A 24,707-nucleotide genomic window follows, 5' to 3' on the forward strand; every position below is an offset into this window, starting at 1 on the left:
GTTGTAATTAGAAATTCTCTTTTGAGAAGTTAATTACAACCTTTTTTAATTATAGTTGGCTTTTTATTAAAGAATAAAATTCATCTAAACTACCCTGCCAGACTAAATCCAGATCTTTTGCTTCATTTTCAATTAAATGATTATTGATTATTAAAGTTGGAATACCAATATCCTGGGCTGCAGTATCATCTTCCAGATCATTACCTATCATTAAACAATTATTAGGACTTGCCCCAATTTTATCGAGTATCTCCTGATAATAATTAGGATTTGGTTTCGCATAACTCATATTTTCATAACTACTGATAAAATCAAAATCTTCTGCTGCTATTCCGGCCCAATTTAATCTTTCCACAACAGCCTGTCGAGGAAAAAGCGGATTGGTTGCCAGGACAAGACTTTTATTTTTTTCTTTTAGATAAGAAATAATATTAGCTGGAGTCTGTTTATCTATTTCAAAATCTTTTTCTAAAGAAGGAAAAACATTTTGATAAAAGTCGTGGAAACGTTTTTTTATTTCTTCTCGATCTTCTCCATTTAAATGAGCTAAAAAATCTTCCATAAATACCTCGCGGTTGGTCTTTTTACCATCATTTTTAATCATTTTTTGGGTTGAAGCCATCAAGTTAGAGATAAATCCCTGTTTATCTGGATATAGATCATCAAACTCAGCAGATAAAGCAGCAAAATAACGGTTTAAAAATTTATCAATATTAATTGTTAACAAAGTCCCATCTAAATCAAATAAATATCTTTGTCTATTCTTTAACACATTTAAGACCTCCAATTAAAATTTCTCCATTAAGGGTAAAAAATTAGTATTTTCAATCAATATATCAGTAAATTCTGCTAAATATTTACGCTCAAGCTCTCCGAAACGAGCTAATTTAGGACTATCAATATCAAGTACTGCAATAGCTTCTCCTGCCACAATTATAGGTAACACGATTTCTGATTTAGAAAGAGGATCACAAACTATATGACCGGGAAATTCACTGACATCTTTAACAACTAAAATTTTGCGCTGGGTATATGCCTTTCCACAGACACCTTTATCTTCATCAATCCTCACACAGGCAGTTTTGCCCTGGAATGGGCCTAAAATTAATTGATCATTTTTCCAGATATAATAACCTGCCCAATTAATATCATCCATAAATTGAGATAAAATAGCTGTACTATTAGCAAGATTTGCCAGCCAATCAGCTTCAGATTCTAGTAAGGCTTTAAAGGCTTTATTCATCTCTTTTAATTTTTTTTCTTGCTTATTCATAATTTTCAACTCCTCCAGAAAATTTACAAAAACCATTATTATAAGCAGCTTAAGTTAGAACCCCAAAAAAAATGGTACTAAAATAGGAACTAAAGTTGACAGTACAGCTCCACTAATAAAAGCTGGGATTACAACAGATTCTCCTCCTGCTTCTTTAATTAAAGGTAAAGTAACATCCATTGTGGTAGCTCCTCCAGGTGCAATTGCAGCCAAACTACCAAAATATTTTGCCACAATTGGGATTAAAATAACAGTTAGTAACTCCCTAAAAACATTTGTCAGAAATGCTAAGGAACCAAGTTCTGCTCCATGTAAATTTGAAATCAATACCCCAGAAAGACTGTACCAACCAAAACCAGAACCGACTGCAGCTGATTCTCCTACAGCAAAACCAAGCAAAACCCCAATTAAAACAGAACCTATTAAAGTTCCTATTGCGATCAATAAAGGAATTGCTAGAATCTTCCACCCTAATAATTTAAGATCTTCTAATATTTCTCTGCTGGCACCAATATCAACTCCTACCCCAAATAATAATAGGGCTAGCGAATAATTTATTATTGGTGCTAAAAAGCTATAAAAATCTTCTCCAAGCCAAAAACGTCCAATAATAATACCGGAAATGACCGAAATGAATATTAAAAAAGTCATATTGCTTTCATTTTTTTGTGTGTCAGGATGTTTTTTAAAGTCTGAATTAAAGCTGTTACCAGCGATCAATTTAGCAAAAAAATAGATTAACATTACACTAAAAACAATAGTAAAAATAGCAAATAATAATGCCTGCAGTCCAATCCTACCTAACTGTCGATAAATTTCTTCATTACTACCTAAATCCGCCCCCATTGCAGCCAAAAGAATAACTAAACCCAGTTTAGTTATTTTATCAGATAGCTTAAGAAAATAATTATCTTTATTTACCTTCCAGCCCAAAAAGATACCGCTGAATAGAAAAAATAAGATCAAATAAAAATCCAAAAAAATCCCTCCAAAAAAGGCCAGCTAATTATTTGTTTAAATAATTTTTTTTAACATACACAGAAGTCATAGCTCTTAACATTGCACTATAATTCATTTTAAATGTTAAGATATCTCCCACAGCTATTTTCCTCTTTAAATCTGTTACATCCATTATCAAGTGATCACTGCTTGCCCCAAGTACTTCTATTCCTTTATCAAGCGGGTATAAACCATGATAATCAATGTCCTGTTTTCCAACTGCTGCTATTGCCCTTTGCCTGAGCCCTTGATCTTTTAAAATCTGATTTCTACCCTTACCACCAAATGCCATCTCACCTTCTGGGTTAGAAGGTTTAGCCTTTAGCTCTATTATTTCTGCCCGTAAACGAAAATTATAATGATTTAAATTGTTAAATAACCGCTCATTAATAATATCAGTTCCCAGCAAAATACCTTCGCCAATCCGCAAGTTATTAATTGAAGAGCTAAGTTCATTGTTATTTAACAAAATAGTAGTAGCGGTATTACCGGCAGAAATTCTATTTATCTTAATTGAAAATTCTTTTTCTAATTCTTTCTTATATTTTATAAGTTCTTTTGTGTTTTTTTCATCTGGTAATACTCCAGCAAAACAACCTAAGTTAGTGCCAATTCCGTCTAATTTAAGACCATCAAGTTTTATTATCTCTGCAGCCAGCTCTTTTAAGTTTTCAGCTAAAACCCCTTCTCTCCTGTCTCCTAAATCAACCATAATAATAACCTTGATTTCTTTGTTTAATTTAACTGCAGCTTTAGCAGCTGCTCGAGCAGTTTCGATCTCACTGATCAGAGTTGTATCTATGTATTTTACTGCTTCTTCAAGTTCAGAACACATAGGAATTCTAAGCATCATTATTTCTCCCTGATATCCTGCCGCCCTATATTTTTTTATGTTCTGTAGTCTAGAGTCAGCAATACTATTGATAGCAGCTTTTTGAAAACAGTTAAAAACTTTTAAGTCACCAGCAAAACCTTTAACTACTGCAGTCAAATTAATATTATTATCGTTTAGCATTGCCTTCATCTGCAGTGCATTTTCTTCTATTTTATTTAAATATATATCAATAACAGGAAAGTCCAAGTAAATTCCTCCTAATTTAATATTCTCTAATATAATTTATATCATATTTGACAGATTATATACAGTAATTTCATAAAAAAATGGTAGATTAAATATCACATACTGCTTAGTTAACAAAATAACCCGGCAGTAAACTGCCGGGTACTCAATTAATGACTTATATTTTATTTTATAAAACTTTTATCTCTGCAGAGTTAATTTATATCAATTGTGCGTTTCTTAACAACTTTTTTCTCTACTTTTGGCAGATCAATGGTTAAAATACCATCATTATATTCTGCAGTTATTTCATCCTGTTTAACATTTTCCAGATAGAAACTACGAGCATATCTGCCATGCCTTCTTTCACGACGAATATAGTTTTCATTTTCTTCTTTTTCTTCTTCTGTATGATCTACAGAAATTGTTAGATAATCATCATCAAGTTCGAGCTGAATATCTTCTTTATTAATACCAGGCATTTCTGCTTCTATGATATATTTATCATCAGTTTCTTTAATGTCAGCTCTGAAACTACGATCAGCAAAGTCCATCACTTCATTAAATAATCCTGATACCATGTTAAATGGATCATCATCATGTTCAGCAACACTTCTACGCTTGCAGTTTCTAAATGGTACTAAATCAAACATAAAAACACCTCCGGTATTTTTTATATAATTATTGTTAATCTTTATTCTACTTATATTATAGGACTAAAGTCAGAGAAGGTCAAAAACGAACAGGGCTTTTAAACTATTGTTATAGCATATTATAAGCGATTAGAGATGTTTAAGTCTTTAAATCACAGTAAAACTGCCCTTTTTATTTCTAAACTTATTAAAGAATATTTTCTATTCAATTTCTTCTTCATCATCATTATCTTCTTTTCCATTTTCCTTTTCATTTTCCTCGTTTTCTGTTTCAGAATCTGCTGAATAATTATCAGCTTCAAGTTCAGCATATCTCTGCAGTTTATCCTGAACAGCAGAATGAACTGTTTCTGCTTTTTCGCCTAACATTATTTCTAAAATTTCATCAATATCTTCTACAATATATATCTGAAATATATCATTTCTAACTGCTTCGATAATATCATCATCTAACATTAGGTTATCAAGATTTCGCCTGGGAATAATTACACCCTGTTTCCCTGTTAAACCTTTAGATTCACATACTTTAAAGAAACCTTCTATTTTTTCATTAACACCACCAATTGGCTGTACAACACCCTTTTGATTCATAGACCCAGTGATTGCAATATCCTGCCTAACTGGAATTTCTGATAGTGAAGAAAGCAGTGCTACAACTTCTGCACAGGTTGCACTGTCACCATCAACTCCACCATAACTTTGTTCAAAAGCAACTGAAGCTGTTAGACTCAAAGGATAGTCTTGAGCATATTTACCACCTAAATAGCCAGTTAAGATCATTACTCCTTTACTGTGTATTCTTCCGCTCATTTTTGCTTCTCGTTCAATATTGATTACTCCCTCTTTACCAAGATAAGTTCGGGCGGTAATTCTTGCTGGACGACCAAATGTATAATTGCCTGCCTGATGAACCGACAGGCCATTTATCTGTCCAACTTCTTTTCCACTTACATCAAGTAAAAGATGATCCCTATCAATTTGTTCCTGTACCTTCTCCTCTAAGAGATTTGCTCTAATTTCTTTTTCTTCAATAGCTTTTCTAACAGACCTGGCTTTTACTCTTGCTTCTCCAGCCTGATCAGCCCAGACATCAGCTTCAAATAATATTTCAATTATTTCATTAAACTTCGTGGATAGTTTTTCGCGATCTCCTGTTAAGCGCGAACTAAAATCGATCATTGCTGCAACAGCTCCGGCAGTAAATTCTCTAATCTCATAGCGATTAATAACTGAAGAAATAAAATCTGCAAACCTATCAATATTTTCTTTGTTTCTTTCCATTACAGTATCAAAATCTGCCTTGATTTTGAATAATTCAGAAAATTCTTCATCAAAATTATAAAGAAGGTAATATATATATGGTGTACCAATCATAATTATTTTAAGATCTAATTCAACCGCTTCTGGTTTTAAAGTGATAATTGGTACACTTCTATATTGTTCACCAATATTTTCAACTGTTATTTCCTGATTTATTAAAGCTCGCTTTAATGTATCCCAGCAAAAAGGATTTCTCAAAAGATCTTTAGCATGTAAAATTAAAAATCCACCATTTGCCCTGTGCAATGAACCACTCTTTATCATGGTAAAGTTCGTGGTAATGGTTCCAAACTGACTTCGGCCTTCAATTTTACCAAATAAATTATAGTAAGTTGGATTTTTTTCGTATATTACAGGTGCTCCCTCAGTTTTACTGTTATTTACAAAAACATTTATTTTATAACGATTAAAAAAGTCCCCATCTTCATCTCTTTGAATAGGCATAAAACTTCTTTTTTTACTTTCTTCATCATCATTTCTAAAACGATCTATATGATCTACAATATCTTCCTGTACTTCCTGTAAATATTCTAATATAACTTCTGATTCATTATATTTTTCTTCAAGATGACAAATTATAGGTTGAACAACTGATAATCCAATCTTCTTCTCAAGGGCAGATAGTTCCTCCTGAGCCTTTTCTTTTATAGATCTAATTTCTCGCATAACCTGAGAAATTTCATTCTGGATTTCTTGACTAATTTCTCTTATTTTTTCTCTTTTATCTTCATCCATTTCTTGAAAATCTTCTCGACTGAGAGGTTCACCATTTTCATCTACTGGCACAGGCACTAATCCCTGTGAAGTATTCTGCAGCATAAATCCTTTTTCTTTAGCAGATTCTTCAAATTCTTTCATAATCTTGTTCGATTTAGGTTGGTATTCATTAATTATTTCTTTTCTTTCTTTATCATATTCTTCTCCCTCAAAAGCTCTAGGTATTTCTTCTTTTAGTTCTTCTACAATTTTTTCCATATCAATTTTAAGTTCACTACCTGTGCCAGCTTCAACTTTCATTACTCTTGGCTTTTCTGATTCAGAAAAATTATATACATATAATATATCCGGTGGCTTTTCCATTTCAGCCGATCTTTCTTCAGCAATATTTTCAGCATAGGTTGATTTCCCAGTTCCAGATTCACCGGCCATAAAGATATTATAACCTTTTTTTTCAACTCTCATCCCAAAACCTAAAGATTTAGCAGCCCGATTCTGGCCCACAATTTTTTCATCAATCGGTGACAATTCTTCAGTACTTGCAAAATTAAGTTCGCTTTCTTTATAGCTATAGTCTAATTTAGAAATCGGAATTTTATATTTATCCATTTTAATCCTCCTCAACACATAAAATATTGGTTTTCTTGTTTATCTTATATATACTTAATTCTTGAAAAAAATTTTTAATCCTGCCTTTTTTAAAATTCTTAAATTATTAATGATTTCAAAAATCGAGATAATATTAAATAGAAATATAGTAATTTAAAAGAAAATTGTGTAAATATATTTGAAAAGACTAATGAAATAAGATAAAATAGAAACAATAAGTTATTTTTTTAACAAAGTTAATAAAAAGGGGTTTTTACTATGGAAAAAAACTCAGAAACCATTCCAGATATTATTGTAAAAAGACTTCCAGTATACTTTAAGCATCTTAAAAAACTTAAAAAAAGTACCAAAGAATACATATCTTCCTATGAATTAGCAGAACTCACTGGCTTTAGTAGTTCTTTAATTCGAAAAGATCTCAGCTATTTTGGTAATTTTGGTCGTAAGAGTTATGGCTATGATATTTATTGTCTTTTTCAGGAATTAAATATTATTATGGGTTTTAATTATACAAAGAAGTTAATCATTGTAGGGGCCGGACATCTGGGCCAGGCATTAATATATAACAAGGGATATCAAGAAAGAGGCTATGAATTAAAAGCAGTTTTTGATAAAAATCCTAAATTAATCGGTCTTTATATAAATGAATTTGAAATACTAAATATCGAACAAATGTTAAAGTTTGTGAAAAAAGAGGAAATTGATATTGCAGCATTAACTGTTCCTCAGGGAGCAGCTCAAAAAATTACCAATCTGCTTATAGAGGCTGGAATTAAAGGCATCTGGGATTTCACCGAGGTACCCCTTAAAGTTCCAGAAGATGTTTTGTTAGAAGAACAACATATAAATGAGGGGCTCTGTAAATTATCATGCAAAATTAATCAAAATATTGAAGAATAAAAACATTTAAGAGAAAAGAGAAGATGTCTGAGCTGGGATAAAGCGTCCACTACCTTTTTCAGCCCTACTTTTTTTAGAAAAGATGATTTCACCTCTTCTAATAGTTATAACTGGATAACCTTTAACCTGAAAATTGCTATAAGGACTATATTTAGCTGCAGAATGTAAGTTATCTGCAGTCAATTTTTTTTCTAAATCTGGGTCAAAAATAGTTAAATCAGCATCACTACCTACCTGTAATGATCCTTTTTGAGGATATAAGCCAAAAATTTTGGCAGGATTCACACTCAGCATTTCAATCATTTTCTCTAGAGAAATATAATTTCTACCAACCCCATAGCTATACATAAGAGCTAAAAGGGTTTCTGTACCTGGAATCCCTGGCAGAATATCAAAAGCACTTGCTGACTGAAATTTTTGTTCTTTAGTAAAAGCACAATGATCAGTAGCAAAAATTTGAATTTCATTTCTGCTTACAGCTTCCCATAATTTTTGATTATCATAACTGCTGCGAAGTGGTGGAGTCATAAAGTATAACTGAGAATCTTCGCCTTTTAATAAAGAATTATCAAGCATTAAATAATGGGGGGCAGTTTCTGTGTAAATATCCACACCTTTTTCTCGCAGATACTTTACAGCCTGATTTCCATCCGCTGAAGATAGATGAACTATGTAAATAGGAATATTTGTCTTTAAAGCAGCATCGCCAAGTTCAATTACAGCTAATTTTTCTGCTAAAGAAGCTCTTACTGCAGGATGAACCGCCGGTTCAGTCAGATTTCGTTTTTTATAAACCGCCTCTAATTCCTGAATTAAAGCATCATCTTCTGCATGTACTGTTGGCAGAATCTTTAACTCTTTAAGCCTTTTAAACAGATCAGCATAAAGCTCTTTATCAAGCATATAACCGGCCTTTTTATATGTAGTAAATATTTTAATACTTGCTAAAGCAATTTCTTTTAAATCTTCTAATTTTTTAGAGATATTCTGATCAAAATCTTCTATTACCTGATGAAAGCTGTAATCTATGATAGAATCTTCTGCTTGCTTAGAACGCTCCTTAAAAGCCCTTTTAAAATCTCCATCTTCAGGAAAATCGATATAATCAATTATAGTTGTTACTCCACCTGCAGCTGCAGCAATACTTCCCTTATAAAAATCATCAGCACTCACAGTTCCTCTAGAATATAAAGAATAATGGGTATGCGCATCAATAATACCGGGGAATAAATATTTACCTTGCAAATCTATAAACTCAAGCTTACTATCTTTTTCCAGCGAGGAAAAAGATCCTCTTTTTTTGCTAGCTACAATTTTTTCTCCTTCAATAAGGAGGTCATTTTTGTAAATACCTTTATCATCTACCAATTTACCGTTTTTAAGCAGTAATTTATTCATATTTTCCACCTCTCATTAAACTATTTCTTCTATAGAGCGGCAAATACCTTCTCCTAATTGATTAAAATCAAAATCTTCTACTGGTCTAGAAGACAGAATCCTGCCTTTTTTGAGATAAGCTATTCTATCAGCCAGCTCTTTTATCTGTCTTCTGTCATGGCTGACCATTACCACAGTCATTTCATCAGTTACAAGATCAGCAAAATGAGAGTTAAAAAAATTGATACTCTCTTCATCCAAATTAGTGGTTGCTTCATCAACAAATAAGATTTCCGGCTCAGTAATTAATGCTCTAGCAATGGAAACTTTTTGTCTTTCTCCACCTGAAAGTGTGTAAACTGATTGCTTAAGCAAATTTTTTATCTCTATTTTATGACTGATATCTTTTACCTTTTTATTTATAATATTTTTATTAAAACCTCTTAATTTAAGTGGTAGAGCAATATTATGATATACATTACCCCTATATAGATAGGGTTCCTGCCAGATAACAGAAAATTTTCTCCTCAGCTCACAATTAATTTCCTTTTGGCTAATTATTTTTCCTTTATAATATATTTTTCCCTGATAATCATTATCTATCATACTTAAAATATTAAGTAGACTTGTTTTGCCAGAACCGTTAGCACCTATAATAAAATTAAATTTCCCCTTTATCACAGAGTATTTTTTTATCTTAAGAATCTGTTTATTGTTAATATTTTTATCAATATTTTCTACCTTAAGTATTTTATTACCTCTGTTCATAATGTTCTCCTTCCTGGAGAAAATATACTAAAAAATTAATAGTAAAAGAAAGAATAAGTAATATTATTCCCAAAGCAAGAGCAAAAGAAAATCTTCCTTTATTGGTTTCTAGTGCCATTGCTGTTGTCATTGTTCTAGTAACCCCTCTGATATTTCCTCCCAACATCATAGAAATACCAATTTCTCCTAATACTCTACCAAATCCTGCTATAACAGCTCCAATAATCCCATACCTTGCTTCCATAATCAATAATTTAAACTGCTGCTTTTTTGTTGCTCCCAATGATTTGGCAGTTTTATAAAGCTTTTCATCTAAAGAAAAAATAGTGTTTCTTACAAGAGCGGTAATCAAAGGTAAAATCAAAATTGTCTGGCCCATAATAATTCCAAAAGAGGTAAACAATAATTGATATTCACCAAAAACACCTCTTCTGGAAATCAATGAATAAACAAATATCCCAATAACAACTGTTGGTAAACTTAAAAGAGTATTTAAAATTACATTAAAAAATTTCTTGGCAGAGAAATCTTTTCTGGCTATTATTACTGCCAGAGGAATGGCGATAGTTGAAGCAATTATTGTTGAAGTTGTAGAAAGTCTAAGTGAAGTAGCTATAACATTTAATAACTCTTGATCCATTGCTATAATAAGATTAAAGGCTTCGCTAAATGCTTCAGTATAATAATTCAAGTTTTATCCCCCTGTCAATTTCACCGAACTAAATAAAGTTTAAAACAAAATAAAAATTTTAATCAATTAGCTTTTCTGCACTAATAGCATCTGCAAAAAATAATTGTTCTCCATAACTGCTAAAACTATTAATTATGCTCTGACCTTCTTGAGAGGTTAAATAACCTACAAAAGCCATTGCCATTTTATAGTTTACATGGCTGTGATAAGCAGGATTAACAGGTATTATACCATAAGAATTAAATAAAACAGGATCTCCACTGTTTAAAACCTCCAGGTCAATTTCTCCACTATAGGCTAAAAAAGTTCCCCGGTCAGCAAGTATATAAGCTTCTCTCTCATCTGCCATATTAATACTTGCTCCCATTCCCTGACCACTCTCTATATACCAGCTTTGATTTATGTCTATTCCTGCTTCTTCCCAGATAGATAATTCTTTTTTATTGGTACCTGAATCATCTCCCCGGGAAATAAATTCTGCTTCTGAATTTGAGATTGCTAAAAAAGCATCTACTGCCAACTCTATTTCAGAAATACCTGCAGGGTCAGCTGGTGGACCAAGAATTACAAAATCATTATACATTACATCACGGCGGTTAACACCATACCCGCCCTCTATAAATTCTGCTTCAGCTTCAGGAGCATGAACAAATATAATATCAGCATCACCATTAGCACCCAACTCTATAGCTGCTCCAGTACCAACTGATATCACATCTACTCTAATACCAAAAGTTTCTTCAAAGGGTGGTATCAACTCATCTAATAAACCGGAATTTTCTGTGCTGGTAGTGGTTGCAAAAATTAATCTATCTTGTGCAACAGATGATGCTGTAAGAGCAAGAGTAAATATTAAAATCAAAAATATAGGTAAATATATTCTTTTCATCATTCTCCTCCTTTATTAACAATACAAAAAAATAAACTTCCAGTTTTAAATAAATCAACCGGAAGCATTGAAGGTAGAGTAAAATTAATATAAATCATTAAAAATAATACTCCTTTCCATTCCGGGAGGCCAATCCGTTTCCAAATTGACCCTATCGGCATATTTCCCATAATAACTAAATTACTCAGGTAAATATACTCGGAGTTTTTTGATTATTTCAAATATAATAATATATTTATTTTAGTATATTGTCAAGCTATTTACTGAAAAAGGTAAATCCTTGCTTCATATGGGTTAAGTTGTGATTTTGATCTAAATTCTGGCTCATTATTATAATTATTTATGAGCAGTTCAGCATTCTGAATTTCAAGCTCATCTTCTAGATCAACTTCAGCTAACTGCTCACTAAAATTAAGCATTATAAGTAGATTGTTTTCTTTTCCTTCTCTAATATAGGTATAGATATTTTGGTCATCTTCTAATAATATTTTATATTTTCCATAAACAAAAACAGGATATTCTTTGCGAAGTGAAATCAACTTTTGATAATATTTAAAAACTGAGTCGTCGGACTTTAGATCTCTGGCAACATTAATCTCTGGATAATTATCATTCATTTGAAGCCAGGGTTCTACATTGCTAAAACCTGCATATTTAGAGTCATTCCAATGCATAGGTGTTCTCGCATTATCTCTACTCCTATAATTGGCCATTTTAAGCATCTCTTCGTTTGTCATCTCGCCTTTTTTCTTTAGATCATTTAAATAACCTCTGGTTTCTATATCATCAAAATCATCTAAGTTTTCAAAACTAACATTAGTCATCCCTATTTCTTCTCCCTGGTAAATAAAAGGGGTTCCTCTTAGAGTATGCAATAATGTGCCAAGCATCTTTGCTGATTCTTTTCTGTATTTACCATCATCTCCATAACGCGAAACAATTCTTGGCTGGTCATGATTGCAGAAATAAAGACTTGTCCAACCATTATTTTCCTGTAGTTTATACTGCCATTCAGTCATTAAATCTTTTAATTCACTTAACTGCCAGTCAGATATTTTTTCCCAGCCCTCTTTGCGGTCAAATTCTACATGTTCAAAAGGGATAACCATACTGAATTCCTGGCGTTCTTCTTTAACAAATTTTATTGCTTCATCTTTATCTACAAAAGGAGTCTCACCAACTGTCATTGCATCATAATTATTGTATGTCTTTTCAGCCATTTCCTGAATAAATTCATGAACCCTTGGTCCATTAGCAAAATGTTCATGACCACAAAGACCATTTTCTTTTCCATCTGGAAAATCCTGATTTTTAGAAATAAGGTTAATAACATCAAGTCTGAAGCCATCTATTCCTTTTTCCAGCCACCAATTTATCATATCATAAAGTTCTGATCGCAGCTCTTTATTTTCCCAATTTAAATCCGGCTGTTTTTTAGAAAATAAATGGAGATAATATTGGTCAGTTTTTTGGTCATATTCCCAGGTTGAACCACCAAAAAAAGACTTCCAATTATTTGGTGGACCATCATTTTTTCCATCTTTCCAGATATAATAATCACGATAGGGATTATCTTTACTTTTAGCTGATTCTTTATACCAGTGATGCTCATCAGAAGTGTGATTTATCACTAAATCCATAATTATTTTTATATTTCTTTCTTTTAAAAGAGCTATTAATTCTTCTAAATCTTCCATTGTACCAAATTCATCCATGATAGCTCGATAATCACTAATATCATAGCCATTATCATCGTTTGGGGACTTATAAACCGGGTTTAACCAGACTGCATCTACCCCTAATTTATCAAGATAATCTATTTTTTCTATAATTCCTCGTAAATCTCCTATTCCATCATCATTACTGTCATTAAAACTGCGGGGATAAATTTGATATACTACCGCTTCTTTCCACCATTGTTTTTGCATATATATTGCCTCCTCAAGCTGTTTCTCTTTTGATTAAACTTAAAGCTAATTCTTTTTCAAAGCGCTCTTTTAGTTCTCCTTTGATTTCTTTAAGAAGAACCTCTATTGTTAACTGACCAAGTTTATACATCGGCTGCCAGATCGTAGTTATTTTTAGATATTTGGCCAATTCTATATTATCATATCCTATTAATGCAATATCATCAGGAGCTTTTAAACCTCTTTCTTCTATTGCCTGCAGAGCACCTATGGCTTGATTATCAGATGCTGCAGAAACAGCACTTGGCCATTCAGATTGCGGCATTTCTAATAATTCCTGCATAGATTTATAGCCATCTTCTGTATAAAAATCACTAGCTTTGATATATTTATCTTCAATTATGAGTTGATGTTTTTTTATTGCCTTTTCTACCCCTTTTAGTCTTTCCTGAGCATTGTAATGCTCAAGATTCCCATTTATAAAAGCAATTTTTTGATGCCCGGAATTAACTAAATAATCAACTGCCATTTCTGCTCCTTTTATATTATCAAAATATATAGAATTGAAATTTTTAGATTTTTCATCTGCTAAAACAACCGGCATCTCGCTTTGCAGAAGTTCCCGATAATTACTATTTGAAATATTCATTGTAACAGCTGCAATTCCATCAACCTTACGGCTGTGGACTATATCCATAATCTTAGAAATCCTGTTTTCATCTACATTTATTTTATATAATATCAGATCAATCTCTTCTTTTTCCAGGGTATCCTGGATCCCCTTTAAAACCTCAACAAAAAAATGATCGACAAAACTGGGTAAGATAACTGCTATAGCATTTGATTGTTGTTTTGCTAGATTTTGAGCAACTTTACTGGGTCGATAATCCATTTCGTTCATTACCTTAATAATTTTTTCTCTTGTTTCTTCTTTAACATTCTCACTATTATTAATAACTCTTGAGACTGTTGCAATTCCGACCCCTGCTTTTTTTGCTACATCATAGATATTTGTTTTATCTTTAGCCATAATAGAATTATCCTTTCATAAATTCTATAAAAAATCACTTTAAAAATCAGGACCCCGTAATGAGATCCTGATTTTAACTATTAAGTAATTTATCTAAAACTGCCAAGAAAACTCCATCCAAGCTATGCATTGGGTGGAGATGAATTGGCTATTTATTCTGATTTTCAATATACTTTTTAATTGTCTCAATAGTAGCACCACCAGTAGACAAAATGCAGTAGCTTCTAGACCAAAAAGCAGGTTTCCAATAATATTTTTTCAGATGGTGTTCATATTGCTTTTTGATAAGTCTTGAAGATACTGTTTTTAATATATTAACTAACTTAGATAATTGTACCTGAGGTGGAGTTTCAAAGAGGATATGCACATGATCTTTTTCTCCTCCATTTTTTCTTTTACAAGCAAACATATGTATGATATAATTATAGTAGGATGGAGGTGAAAAATCAATGCGATTATCATTTAAATTCAACCCTAAATTAAGCCATAAGCAATTAGTAATAATTAATGAATTAGCCTGGCATTGCTCTAAATTATATAATACAGTCAATTATCAGATTAAAAATAATAAAGATGTAAAAGCTGTCTATACTGAATTAGAAACTAGATATAAAAATAACTGGCATAATGACTACCTTCACTCCCATAACAGACAGCAGGCATTAAAGCAGTTAGCTCAGGACTGGAAAAGTTTTTTTAATTCTCTCAAAGATTATAAAAAGAATCCTCAAAAATATAAGGGTCAGCCAGGATCACCTAATTTTAAACATATGAACAGTAATCCCTGTGAAATAATTTTTACCAATTTAGCTGTTAGAATTAGAGATAACAAATTACTCTTATCCTTATCTAAAAAGATACAATCTAAATATAATGTGAAGGTCACTAAAGCTTTTAATTTATAATACGCAAGGAAAGCTTTAGTATGACCGTATTCGATTTGGCCTCCTTAATTTTGAGCTGCCTGAAGCAGTTCAAAGCATTATAGATTTAGATGCTTTACAGCAGATAAAGGTTAAGCAGGACCGTATTTCTAAAAGATGGTATCTACTAATTATCTATACGACCGAGGAAATAAAAGGAAATAATAACCCTAACATAATGGCAGTTGATCTAGGTCTTGATAATTTGGCTACTTTAACATTTAAAAACAATTCTGATTGTTATATTATCAATGGTAAAACTATTAAATCCAAAAATTCTTATTTTAATAAAGAAATTGCCAGACTACAAAGCATTAGAATGAGGCAGTTAGCTACCAGTAAAATTAGAGATACTAAACGAATAAAATATCTGAGATTAAAGAGAAGAAATTATATTAGAGATTATCTCCATAAAGCTAGCTGCAAAATAGTTAATTTAGCAGTTGAAAATCAAGTAGAAACTATTGTAATTGGAGATATAAAAAATATTAAACAATGCAGCAAACTTAAATCTTTTGTCCAAATACCGATCCAGAGATTAAAAAAATTAATTGAATACAAAGCTAAACTAAAAGGTATCAAAGTTGTTGAAATTGATGAAAGCTATACTTCTGGGTGTAGTTCAGTAGATCTGGAAAAAATAAATAAAAGTAACTATGATAAATCCAGAAGAATTACTAGAGGTCTCTTTAAAACTAACGAGGGCCTATTAATTAATGCTGATCAGAATGGTAGCTTTAATATACTTCGTAAATACCATAACGATAAATGTATTCTCAGACCTATCAAAGAGGCGAGAGATAATGGATTTGTGGACAATCCTTCAAGATTAAGGGTATCCTAAACTATTAGGAGCAAAACTTAAAAGCCAAACATCTTGTAAACTGACCTAGTAATATAGGTTGAACTTTAATCTATATGAAGCAGTTAGAAGCTCCCTCTAAATCTTGGTTTTGATTTAGGTGGAGAGGTTCACTCAATTGCTCTAGTTTCAAAGCCCAAAAGATCTTCTAAATCTATTTCTAAATACTCAAGCGAAGTTCTTGCTCCAATATCACCGTTTAAAGCTAAGTAGATATTCTCAGAAATAAATGAAGAAACTTCATTATATAGTTCTCCTGTCTGACTGGAAGGACGTGGTACTGCATTTTCGAAAACTTCATACAAATCTTCAAAAAATGGATTTGCTGCTAAGACCTCTTCATCTTCATAAAGTTCTTCTATAGTTGGATTAAATGCACCTTCTACAGCTCTCATCTTTTGAATTCTAGGACTTGCCATAAACAGTGCTAATTCAGCTGCTAGTTCTTTGTTTTCACTGAATCTGCTGACAGCTAAATTCCAGCCACCTAATGCTGCTGAACTTTCTCCTTCATCACTGGCAGGTAATGGAGCAAGATCAAATTTGCCAGCAACAGCTTTCTCCTCTTCTGAAGCTAATGCATATACATAAGGCCAGTTGCGTAAAAAGGCAGCATTTCCAGCTTCAAAAATAACTCTTGAGCTTTCTTCTACCAATCCGGTTGTTTCTGGTGGAGAAATCTCTCCAATCCAGTCAGCTGCTCTACTAACTGCTTTGATTGCCTGTTCATTGTTAACGGTAATTTCTCCATCTTCATTAATTATTCTTCCACCAGCATGAGAATGAATCCATTCTAGAGCATTACAGGTTAAACCTTCATAATCATATCCCTGCCAGACATAACCCCAAAAGTCAGGATTATCTTCTCTTTCTCCTGCTTGAATAACTTCAGCCATTTCTTCTAATTCATCCCAGGTTTCAGGTGGAGCGCTAAAACCATATTCTTCTAAAAGATCTGTCCTATAATAAAGCAATCCTGCATCTGTAAACCATGGTATAGCTACCAATTTACCATCTATAGTATTATTTTCTATCATTGCATCAAAATGTTGATCAGCTATATCATCAGCCCCATATTCATTTAAATCAACTAAAAAATGACTGAATTCTCCAGGCCAGATTACATCAATTTGATAAACATCAATATCAGGACTTTCCCTATCTAAATGCTGTAAAAACACAGATCTTCTTTCATCAGAAGTTTCAGGTGCAGCTTGAATATTTACCTTAACACCTGGGTTTTCTTCTTCAAAAATTTCTGCAGCTCTCTGAGCTAATTCCTGCTCAATACCAACTGTACCTACAGCCATGGTGATTTCCACTTCTTCTTCAGCCAGAACTAATGGGTTAAAAACAAAAATCATTAAAATAAAAACTAAAAATATTGTCTTTTTCATTTTACCCCCCCTGGAATTACTAAATTTTTGGAACCGCTTCCATAAATCTAGTATATCAAGCAAAAAAAATATTGTCAAAAAAATATTAAAATTTTTCTGACAAGGTGAATTGCAACATGCAATGCACGCTTTTTTAATCTTTCTTAAAATCACCTGTACCTTCATTACTTCTAGACACTAAAGCTTAATTTCTCTTTAAATAATTTATCTGAGTTTTCATAGTTAAACATTTTTCTAGGATAAGTATTTATAAAATCCTGAATCTTTTTTATCAGTTTTCTCTTAATACCTTTAAAACTTGTGCCTTTAGGTAAAAATCTTCTGATAAACTTATTAGCTACTTCATTTGATCCCCTTTGCCAGCTACAGTATGCATCACAATAATACAAACTAGTTCTAGGTATACTGCTACCTGTATATGATTGTTCTATACCTTCATAATCTGCAAATTCTGAACCGTTGTCTGTAGTAATCGATTTAAATGTTTCCCTAAAATTAACAACCCCAAATCGTCTTTCTATACGATCAAGTCCTTTTACCACTGACTTTGCTTTTTTGTTTGGTATTTTTTCTATGATTTCCTGCCTAGTTTGTCTTTCTGTCAGCACTAGTAAGGCAGGTTCATCTTTTTGTTTTAACCCTTCTACTAAGTCCATCTCCCAATGCCCAAATTCCTCCCTGGTATCAGCTCCTTCAGGCCTATCTCTAATTGTACGACCTTCCTTACGCCTCGTAGTGCTTTCACTTTCTTTTGGTCTGTCTTTCCCAGTTTTATAATTACCATGTGGGAGATCGCTTCTGTCTATATTCAAAACACCTTTATCTATGTAATTATAGATTGTTTTCCAGTGTAATTGAATTTCAAATTTATCTGATTCTTCAATGTCTTTTGCCACTGCTGCAGGAGATCTTAATTCCTTGATTTTTTCTTCTATAAATTCTGCTAACTCTTTATTTTTATCGATTTTTAAATCAGGGCCTTTATTCGAATTATTAAATTCATATACTTTCTGTGCTATCTCTGGTACATATTCTTTTCTGGTTGTTCCATCACCATTATCAAGTTCTACCTCACCTTTTTTTATTTCTCGACTGATTGTTGTTCTATGGCAGTTTAATTCTTCGCCTATTTCAGTATAATTTTTTTCTTGGACATTATATAAATGTTTAATTAATTTGCGATCATCAAAATTCAGGTGTTTTCCTTTGCTTCGTTTTGTGTTACAATTACTTTGACACATATTCTGTACCTCCTAATGTTTTTGTCGCTATTAACATTATACAAAAGGTACAGGTATGTGTCTATTTTTTTATCTAATCACCGCGTGCATTTAATTATACAATTCAAAAATTTTTCTGACAAAGAAAACCAGGGTTTAAAAACCCTGGTTTTAGTCTTTATTATTCTTTTTGATTAGTAGCCACTGAGCATATAATAATCAATCATTGCCCTGTTTTTAATCCTGTCATGTCTAAGATCGGTGTCAGAATTAGTGCTCACCTTAACCTCTGCCCTGACCCTGCAATTTTTCTTTTTCTTAAGAAATTTTTTCACGATAATGCCCCCCTTAATAAAATAGTTTTATTGAGGGAACATACTCGCTACACAGCTGCTTTGTTCCAAAACTAAGCCACCGACCTAATAAATCACTCTGCTACTAATGCTTCTGTCGGTTCAACTTGATTATATTACTAAAAACATACTTTTGCAAGAGAAAAATGAAAATATTTTAAATTTTCAGTATTCATATTTTTTATATAGTTCTGGTCTCCTGTGGGCAAGAAAATAACCCATTTTTAAGTCTTTAATTCTGCTGATTTTTTCAGACTTTAATAAAGACACAGCATAACTTTCCTCAGCGGCACCGCTTTCAGCAATGACCCTTCCTTTAGGATCGATAATTAAGGCAGCACCTTCCATCGAGCATTCCTGATTAACTAGATTTGCTGCAACAATATAACAGCTGTTGTCATAGGCCCTGGCCCTTAGATATCTTAACAAACGCTCTTTTTTACTCAGATAATCTCCTCTAGGAGTGGCAAAGGCAACAAATATTACTTCAGCACCTTTTACGGCTTGAATAGTACTGAGCTCGGGGAAATGACTATCATAACAAATTTGCACAGCAATTTTAGTATTCTTTACTGTAAAAACCTCTATTTTCTGGCCAGCAGAAAATATTTTGCTTTCATTTGGACTTAAATGACTTTTTCTATATTTCCCAATAATACCATCTGGAGAGATTATAAGCTGGCTAATATAATAATTAGCAGCTTCTTTTTCAGCTAAGCCGACTATTATAATTTGCTGATATTCTTCAGCAATTAAGAGAAGTTCCTTAACCGCTGAAGAATTAATATTGAGAGCATAATCTTTTATTTTAGGCTCATTAGTATAGCCGGTTACTGCCATTTCGGGAAAAAGAATTATATCAACCTTATCCTGCAGTTTAGCTGTCCACTTTCTTATATTCTTAATATTTTTTTCGATATCAAAAAGTACTGACTCAAAATTTACTGCAGCAGCTCTCAAATCTTCCATTATCTTTAGCTCCCTTCAATATATAGCTATTTAAAATCTCCTGCTTATTTCAAAGCCATAATTTCTTCCTGGTGTTTCAGTTCCAGCTGAACTTTCATATTCTTCAGCAAAGATATTATTTATCGATATTTTAAACTGCGTATCTCTAAACACCTCTCTGCTTAAGGTTAAATCACTGACCATATAGCTGTCTAAAATAACTCTGACTATATTGTCATCATCATCTTCATATTCATCTTCTCTTTCACCAACATATTTATTATCAAGCCGCAGATTAAAATTATTACCACTGTAATCAAAAGCCAGGTTAAGACTGTGTTCAGGCCTTAAAGGAAGCTTTTCACCACTTTCTTCATCAACTGCATCCAAATACATATAGCTGAGATCAAGATTAAGATCAGAAGTTATTCCATAGGCTAAAACAACTTCTCCACCCTGTACAGTTGCTTCACCAATATTTTGATAGCGTTTAACCCCTTCTTCAACAAATATTAGATCAATTAGATCTTCAATATCTTTTCTAAAGAGATTTAATTCTGCCCTTGTTCTACCTTCTATATATCTTAGGCCTGTTTCATAATTGCGCGATTTTTCTGGATCTAAATCAGGATTACCTCCTACTATATTTACCATACCTGCATCTGGTAGATATAATTCTCTATAATCAGGTGCTCTAAAGGCCTCTCCAGCTGAAGCAAAAAAGCTTAAATTGGGATTTAATAAATAATTTATTCCCACTTTTGGACTGAACTCTGAACCAAATTCATCATGAATATCATAACGGCCACTTAAATGAATTCTGGTTTTATCATTGAGCTGCCAGTTATCCTGAACAAACACTGCCCCATCTATATTGCTCTGCTGATCATATGTGTCACTATCGATGGAGCTCCTGGCAATATTAAAACCATAACTTAAATTATGATCATCATAATAATTCCTGCGGTTAAAGTCCAAATAGATTTTATCAGTATCATGAACTCTCCGGCCGCGAATTCCAGAATCATCAGTATAAGTATTTTCATGATAAGACAGTTTTAGGCTCTGCTCCCTATCTTCCTGATTAAGATCCCAGTTAAAGTTCAAATTTAAATCTTCATAATTTCTATCCCTTGGGTCACCTCTATCAGTATCAGTATATCTTAAAGAAGCACCTATTTGAGAATGGTCATCTAATTTATAATCAAATTTTGTAAATAGAGAACTCTGTTTTTTTTGATCTTCATTAAAGCCATCACTCCGATAATTTTTAGCCATTAAATTGTAACTTAGATTCTCAGAAAAACCAAAATGATTCAGATTATAGCTTTGAGTATTGTAGGAAGCGAAGTTTGTTCTTAAATTTGTCAACTCCAGATCTTCTTCACCACTTCTGGTAGTAATACTTATCAAACCACCGACTGCATTTGCTCCATATTGAGCTGAAGCAGGACCTTTGACTATCTCAATATCTTCAATCAGCTCTGCAGGGATTAATGATAGGTCAAATCTACCTGTTCTTAGATCATTTAAGGGTTGGCCATCAACCAAAACTAAAACCTGATTGGGAGCTGAACCTCTAATGGTAGCATTTTCTTCTGCTCCTTCTCGTCCATCACCGATATTAATATTAACTCCGGGAACATAAGTTAATATATCAGCTGCAGTTTCGACATTTCTTTTTTCTATATCTTCTCTTGTTATAATTTCTACTGAATTAGAAGATTCTAAAAGCCTTTCTCTATGTCTTAATGCCCTAACAACGATCTCATCTAGTTCTAAAACATTTGTGTTTTCTTCTGCCATCACTACTGCTGCAAATGAAGTTATGATTAAAAACAATATTAATAGTGTTATTGTATATCTTTTCAATTTATACCTCCTGTGTTTTGTCTGTAATTATTAATTGCTTAATTCTACAGGCATAATTAACAACCCATTAGAACTTTCCAATATTTCGACTTTTACTCCATATGTTTCTTCCATATTTTTTTCTGTAAACACCTCCTTTGGTTTCCCGGAAATATATTTGCCTTTTTTAGCTATTAAAAATATATAATCAGAAAATCTAGCTGCCAAATTCAAATCATGAATTGCCATTACTACTGCTGCATTTTTTTCTTTAGCCAGCTCAGTAATGATTTTCATAACCTCTAATTGATGATTTAAATCTAAATTTGAAGTTGGTTCATCAAGTAAAAAAATTGATGGGTTTTGAGCCAAACTTCTGGCAATTGCTACCTTTTGCATTTCTCCACCACTGAGATTATTCACCTCCCTTTCTGCTAATTTTTCAAGATTTAATTTTTGCAGAATTTTTTCTACAATCATTTTATCTTCTTTTCTTACCTTCCAGTTAAAATAGGGTTTTCTGCCCAGCAAAATACTTTCATAAACACTAATCGAAAAATTATTTTCTTGAGTTTGAGGTACATAACTCAGTTCTTTAGCAAGTTCTTTGGCTTCTATAGAAAGAGTGTTTTTGCCATCTAGGTAAACAAAGCCTGAATCAGCTTTGTATATATTTGATAAACATTTAATTAAAGTAGATTTTCCAATTCCATTCGGACCGACCAGAGAAATAATCTTCCCCTTTTCTATTTCCAAAGATAATTCATCAAAAACTGCAGTATCTTGATAGCAAAATTTTATTTTGTCAGCTTTCATTTTCATGACCAATAGCTCCTTCGCTTTTTAATTAACATATAGATAAAAAATGGGGCTCCAAAAAATGAGGTGATAATTCCTACTGGTAATTCTGCAGGGCTAATTATCAACCTGGCAGCTGTATCTGCTCCCAGTAAAAATAATGCTCCAGCTAGACCTGAACTGATCGTTAAAAACCTATTATCATTGCCAATAATCATTCTACAGATATGAGGAGCAACCAGGCCAACAAAACCAATAATCCCAGTAAAAGCAACTACAGAGCTTGTTAAAAATGCTGCTGTTACTGTTCCCACTCTACGCAATTTAATAATATCTATTCCCAGGTTTTGAGCAACTTCTTCCCCTGCTGAAAGGGCATTTACATCCCATGATATTTTTAAGAGTATAAGTAGAGATATAATCAAAATTGGGGTTAAGATAAATATATCTCTCCATTCAGCCTGATAAAAACCTCCCATCAACCAGATTGCAAGTTCACGCAGCTGTTCATGGTCAGTTATATATCTCAAAAAAGATACACCCGCTGAAAATAAATAACCGAGGGCAACACCTGCTAAAATTAGCATTGCTGATGTTCCTTCTTTTAAAGATACAATTAAATTAATAACAAAAATTGTTAGCAGACCAAAAGAAAATGCACCTAATATAATAAACCAGGAACTATAAGCACTAAATAAGCTTTTAAAAATAAGATCACCTAACACTATTGCTGCTGCAGCTCCAAAAGCAGAACCAGAGGCAATTCCTAAAGTATATGGGCTTGCAAGAGGATTTTTTAAAATAGACTGCATAATACTACCTGAAGATCCTAAAGCTAAACCTGTTATAACAGCAAGAGCTATTCTAGGTAATCTTAGATTCATAACTATACCTCTACTAAAACTAGAATACTCTCGACTGCCAATTCCAAAAATCTCTCCTAAGAGGACTTTGATCGTATCCATAAAAGAAATGCTTGCCACCCCTAAAGTAATAGAAAAAATGATTACTATAACTAAGAGAAATATTAAAAATAATAAAAATATCATTCTTTTCTTAAAAGCTTTATCATAATAATCTTGATGTCCGATATTCTGCATATAATTACTGCCTCCTAAGTCTACAGCTTGCTAGCTAAAATTACTGGGCTGGATAAACTGCACTATCAAATTCATCTTGCTCAAAAAATCTATTTAACATTTCTTCTCTGATTGAGCCAGGATCAATATCAGCAAAAATATCAGGATGAAAAAATTTTGCATAATATAATTTACCTATTATAGAAAATACTCCATTCTGTACATCCCAGGATATGATATGAACCCGATCATTTTTGACTGCATTTGTATCTTTTAAAGCATCTCTATCCATTAATTCATCTCTAGAATTTTTCATATCAGCTAAAGAATCATCTCTACTTGCCATTTTTACAATAACATCAGGGTTTTCTTCCCAGACAAATTCACTTGAGACAACTGGATAACTTCCCTCTAAATCATGGGCAATATTTATGCCTCCAGCAAAGTTTATTAACGGATCAACTGTTGCTTTTGAAGTCCCTGTTCTATACTTACCTCTCCATTCCCAATAGACCAATGGTCTCTCTTCACTATCTATCTCAGCTAATCTGTTTTTAATTAAATCTTCATATTCAGCCATAAAAGATTTAAGTTCCTCCGCTTTTTCTTTTTTGTCTAAGATTAAAGCAAAGTTATCTATTACCTGATCCAATCTATCAGGGTCGGAGGTGCTCTCAACAACAACCTTTATCCCAAAAGATTCAAAAATTTCTCTGTTCCTATCACTAAGCATGGTATCAGCAATAATCAAATCGGGCTCTAATTCAAGTACAGCCTCAATTTGAGGCCTGTTAGAAGAGCTACCCACTACTGGAATGTTTTGAGCAGAACTCAGCAAATCATCATCCATTTCAGTTCTAGCAATAATCTTTTCTTCTCCCTCTAAAATTATTAGTATTTCTACCATCGCTGGACTCATACAGACAATTTTTTCAACCGGTTTTTCTATTTCAACAATCTCACCCTGATAATCTTCAATCACTATTTTTTCTGCTGCAACCGGAGAAAAAGACAATATTGAAATAATGAGAAAAAGCATTAAAAACACTAATGAAATTTTTTTAAGCAAGCTTATCTACCTCC

22 protein-coding genes, 1 pseudogene and 1 riboswitch are annotated in these 24,707 nt (G+C 32.5%); of the genes and pseudogenes, 2 read left to right on the forward strand and 21 right to left on the reverse strand.

Annotated elements, in window-relative coordinates; all coding sequences use genetic code 11:
• Positions 1-49 precede the first annotated feature (49 nt).
• From HALSA_RS11100 to HALSA_RS11125, 6 genes are all read right to left on the reverse strand, one after another.
• Complete coding sequence (locus HALSA_RS11100) at positions 50-772, reverse strand: HAD family hydrolase (protein ID WP_013406647.1); 723 nt, start codon at positions 770-772, stop codon at positions 50-52.
• Positions 773-787: 15 nt separating this feature from the next.
• Positions 788-1,273: a GAF domain-containing protein gene (locus HALSA_RS11105; protein WP_013406648.1), complete on the reverse strand. Its 486-nt coding sequence runs from the start codon at positions 1,271-1,273 to the stop codon at positions 788-790.
• A 54-nt stretch (positions 1,274-1,327) separates the two neighbouring features.
• Positions 1,328-2,251, reverse strand: coding sequence for a LysO family transporter (locus HALSA_RS12680; RefSeq protein WP_013406649.1), 924 nt, complete (start codon positions 2,249-2,251; stop codon positions 1,328-1,330).
• A 28-nt stretch (positions 2,252-2,279) separates the two neighbouring features.
• Positions 2,280-3,353, reverse strand: a complete 1,074-nt coding sequence (locus HALSA_RS11115) for an alanine racemase (RefSeq protein ID WP_013406650.1) — start codon at positions 3,351-3,353, stop codon at positions 2,280-2,282.
• A 194-nt stretch (positions 3,354-3,547) separates the two neighbouring features.
• Entirely contained in the window at positions 3,548-3,985 is a 438-nt protein-coding gene (locus HALSA_RS11120) for an Hsp20/alpha crystallin family protein (protein WP_013406651.1), read from the reverse strand.
• A gap of 201 nt (positions 3,986-4,186) precedes the next feature.
• Positions 4,187-6,631, reverse strand: coding sequence for a Lon protease family protein (locus HALSA_RS11125; RefSeq protein ID WP_013406652.1), 2,445 nt, complete (start codon positions 6,629-6,631; stop codon positions 4,187-4,189).
• Between the two features lie 258 nt (positions 6,632-6,889).
• Between HALSA_RS11125 and HALSA_RS11130 the strand changes: the two genes are divergently transcribed.
• Entirely contained in the window at positions 6,890-7,531 is a 642-nt protein-coding gene (locus tag HALSA_RS11130) for a redox-sensing transcriptional repressor Rex (RefSeq protein ID WP_013406653.1), read from the forward strand.
• Positions 7,532-7,537: 6 nt separating this feature from the next.
• Here the strand turns inward: HALSA_RS11130 and HALSA_RS11135 are convergent, their stop codons facing one another.
• The 7 genes from HALSA_RS11135 to tnpA all read right to left on the reverse strand — a co-directional run bounded on the left by HALSA_RS11135 (position 7,538) and on the right by tnpA (position 14,602).
• Positions 7,538-8,929 carry an amidohydrolase family protein gene (locus HALSA_RS11135; protein WP_013406654.1) on the reverse strand — a complete coding sequence of 464 codons (1,392 nt, stop codon included), beginning with the start codon at positions 8,927-8,929 and terminating at the stop codon, positions 7,538-7,540.
• 15 nt (positions 8,930-8,944) lie between these two features.
• A complete protein-coding gene (locus HALSA_RS11140; RefSeq protein WP_013406655.1) occupies positions 8,945-9,676 on the reverse strand; it encodes an ATP-binding cassette domain-containing protein in 732 nt (243 codons plus the stop codon).
• A complete protein-coding gene (locus tag HALSA_RS11145; RefSeq protein WP_013406656.1) occupies positions 9,663-10,367 on the reverse strand; it encodes an ABC transporter permease in 705 nt (234 codons plus the stop codon). The genes HALSA_RS11140 and HALSA_RS11145 overlap by 14 nt, the downstream gene beginning before the upstream one ends.
• A gap of 58 nt (positions 10,368-10,425) precedes the next feature.
• Positions 10,426-11,256 (reverse strand): ABC transporter substrate-binding protein, encoded by an 831-nt coding sequence (locus HALSA_RS11150; RefSeq protein ID WP_013406657.1) that lies wholly within the window; start codon positions 11,254-11,256, stop codon positions 10,426-10,428.
• Positions 11,257-11,349: 93 nt separating this feature from the next.
• Positions 11,350-11,472, reverse strand: a riboswitch (molybdenum cofactor riboswitch).
• Between the two features lie 44 nt (positions 11,473-11,516).
• A complete protein-coding gene (locus HALSA_RS11155; RefSeq protein ID WP_013406658.1) occupies positions 11,517-13,184 on the reverse strand; it encodes a glycoside hydrolase family 13 protein in 1,668 nt (555 codons plus the stop codon).
• Positions 13,185-13,197: 13 nt separating this feature from the next.
• Positions 13,198-14,193 carry a LacI family DNA-binding transcriptional regulator gene (locus HALSA_RS11160; protein ID WP_013406659.1) on the reverse strand — a complete coding sequence of 332 codons (996 nt, stop codon included), beginning with the start codon at positions 14,191-14,193 and terminating at the stop codon, positions 13,198-13,200.
• Between the two features lie 148 nt (positions 14,194-14,341).
• Entirely contained in the window at positions 14,342-14,602 is a 261-nt protein-coding gene (gene tnpA, locus HALSA_RS13375) for an IS200/IS605 family transposase (protein WP_041595834.1), read from the reverse strand.
• A gap of 40 nt (positions 14,603-14,642) precedes the next feature.
• Here tnpA and HALSA_RS13380 point away from each other — a divergent pair.
• Positions 14,643-15,960, forward strand: a pseudogene (locus HALSA_RS13380) (RNA-guided endonuclease InsQ/TnpB family protein).
• A gap of 128 nt (positions 15,961-16,088) precedes the next feature.
• On the opposite strand, the gene HALSA_RS11175 reads toward HALSA_RS13380, so the two are convergent.
• The 8 genes from HALSA_RS11175 to HALSA_RS11205 form a co-directional block, all read right to left on the reverse strand.
• Positions 16,089-17,375 (reverse strand): ABC transporter substrate-binding protein, encoded by a 1,287-nt coding sequence (locus tag HALSA_RS11175; protein ID WP_013406660.1) that lies wholly within the window; start codon positions 17,373-17,375, stop codon positions 16,089-16,091.
• A 170-nt stretch (positions 17,376-17,545) separates the two neighbouring features.
• Complete coding sequence (locus HALSA_RS11180) at positions 17,546-18,616, reverse strand: IS30 family transposase (protein WP_013404838.1); 1,071 nt, start codon at positions 18,614-18,616, stop codon at positions 17,546-17,548.
• Between the two features lie 173 nt (positions 18,617-18,789).
• Positions 18,790-18,930 (reverse strand): hypothetical protein, encoded by a 141-nt coding sequence (locus HALSA_RS12820; protein WP_160143074.1) that lies wholly within the window; start codon positions 18,928-18,930, stop codon positions 18,790-18,792.
• A gap of 183 nt (positions 18,931-19,113) precedes the next feature.
• On the reverse strand, positions 19,114-19,917 hold the full coding sequence (locus HALSA_RS11185; protein ID WP_013406661.1) for a nitrilase-related carbon-nitrogen hydrolase: 804 nt from the start codon (positions 19,915-19,917) through the stop codon (positions 19,114-19,116).
• Positions 19,918-19,947: 30 nt separating this feature from the next.
• Positions 19,948-21,768: a TonB-dependent receptor plug domain-containing protein gene (locus HALSA_RS11190; RefSeq protein WP_013406662.1), complete on the reverse strand. Its 1,821-nt coding sequence runs from the start codon at positions 21,766-21,768 to the stop codon at positions 19,948-19,950.
• Positions 21,769-21,798: 30 nt separating this feature from the next.
• Positions 21,799-22,569, reverse strand: a complete 771-nt coding sequence (locus HALSA_RS11195) for an ABC transporter ATP-binding protein (protein ID WP_013406663.1) — start codon at positions 22,567-22,569, stop codon at positions 21,799-21,801.
• On the reverse strand, positions 22,566-23,645 hold the full coding sequence (locus HALSA_RS11200) for a FecCD family ABC transporter permease (RefSeq protein WP_013406664.1): 1,080 nt from the start codon (positions 23,643-23,645) through the stop codon (positions 22,566-22,568). Before HALSA_RS11200 ends, HALSA_RS11195 begins: the two co-directional genes overlap by 4 nt.
• Before the next feature lie 40 nt (positions 23,646-23,685).
• Positions 23,686-24,693, reverse strand: coding sequence for an ABC transporter substrate-binding protein (locus HALSA_RS11205; protein WP_013406665.1), 1,008 nt, complete (start codon positions 24,691-24,693; stop codon positions 23,686-23,688).
• Between the last annotated feature and the right edge of the window lie 14 nt (positions 24,694-24,707).

This window comes from Halanaerobium hydrogeniformans, from assembly GCF_000166415.1.
GTDB lineage: Bacteria > Bacillota > Halanaerobiia > Halanaerobiales > Halanaerobiaceae > Halanaerobium > Halanaerobium hydrogeniformans.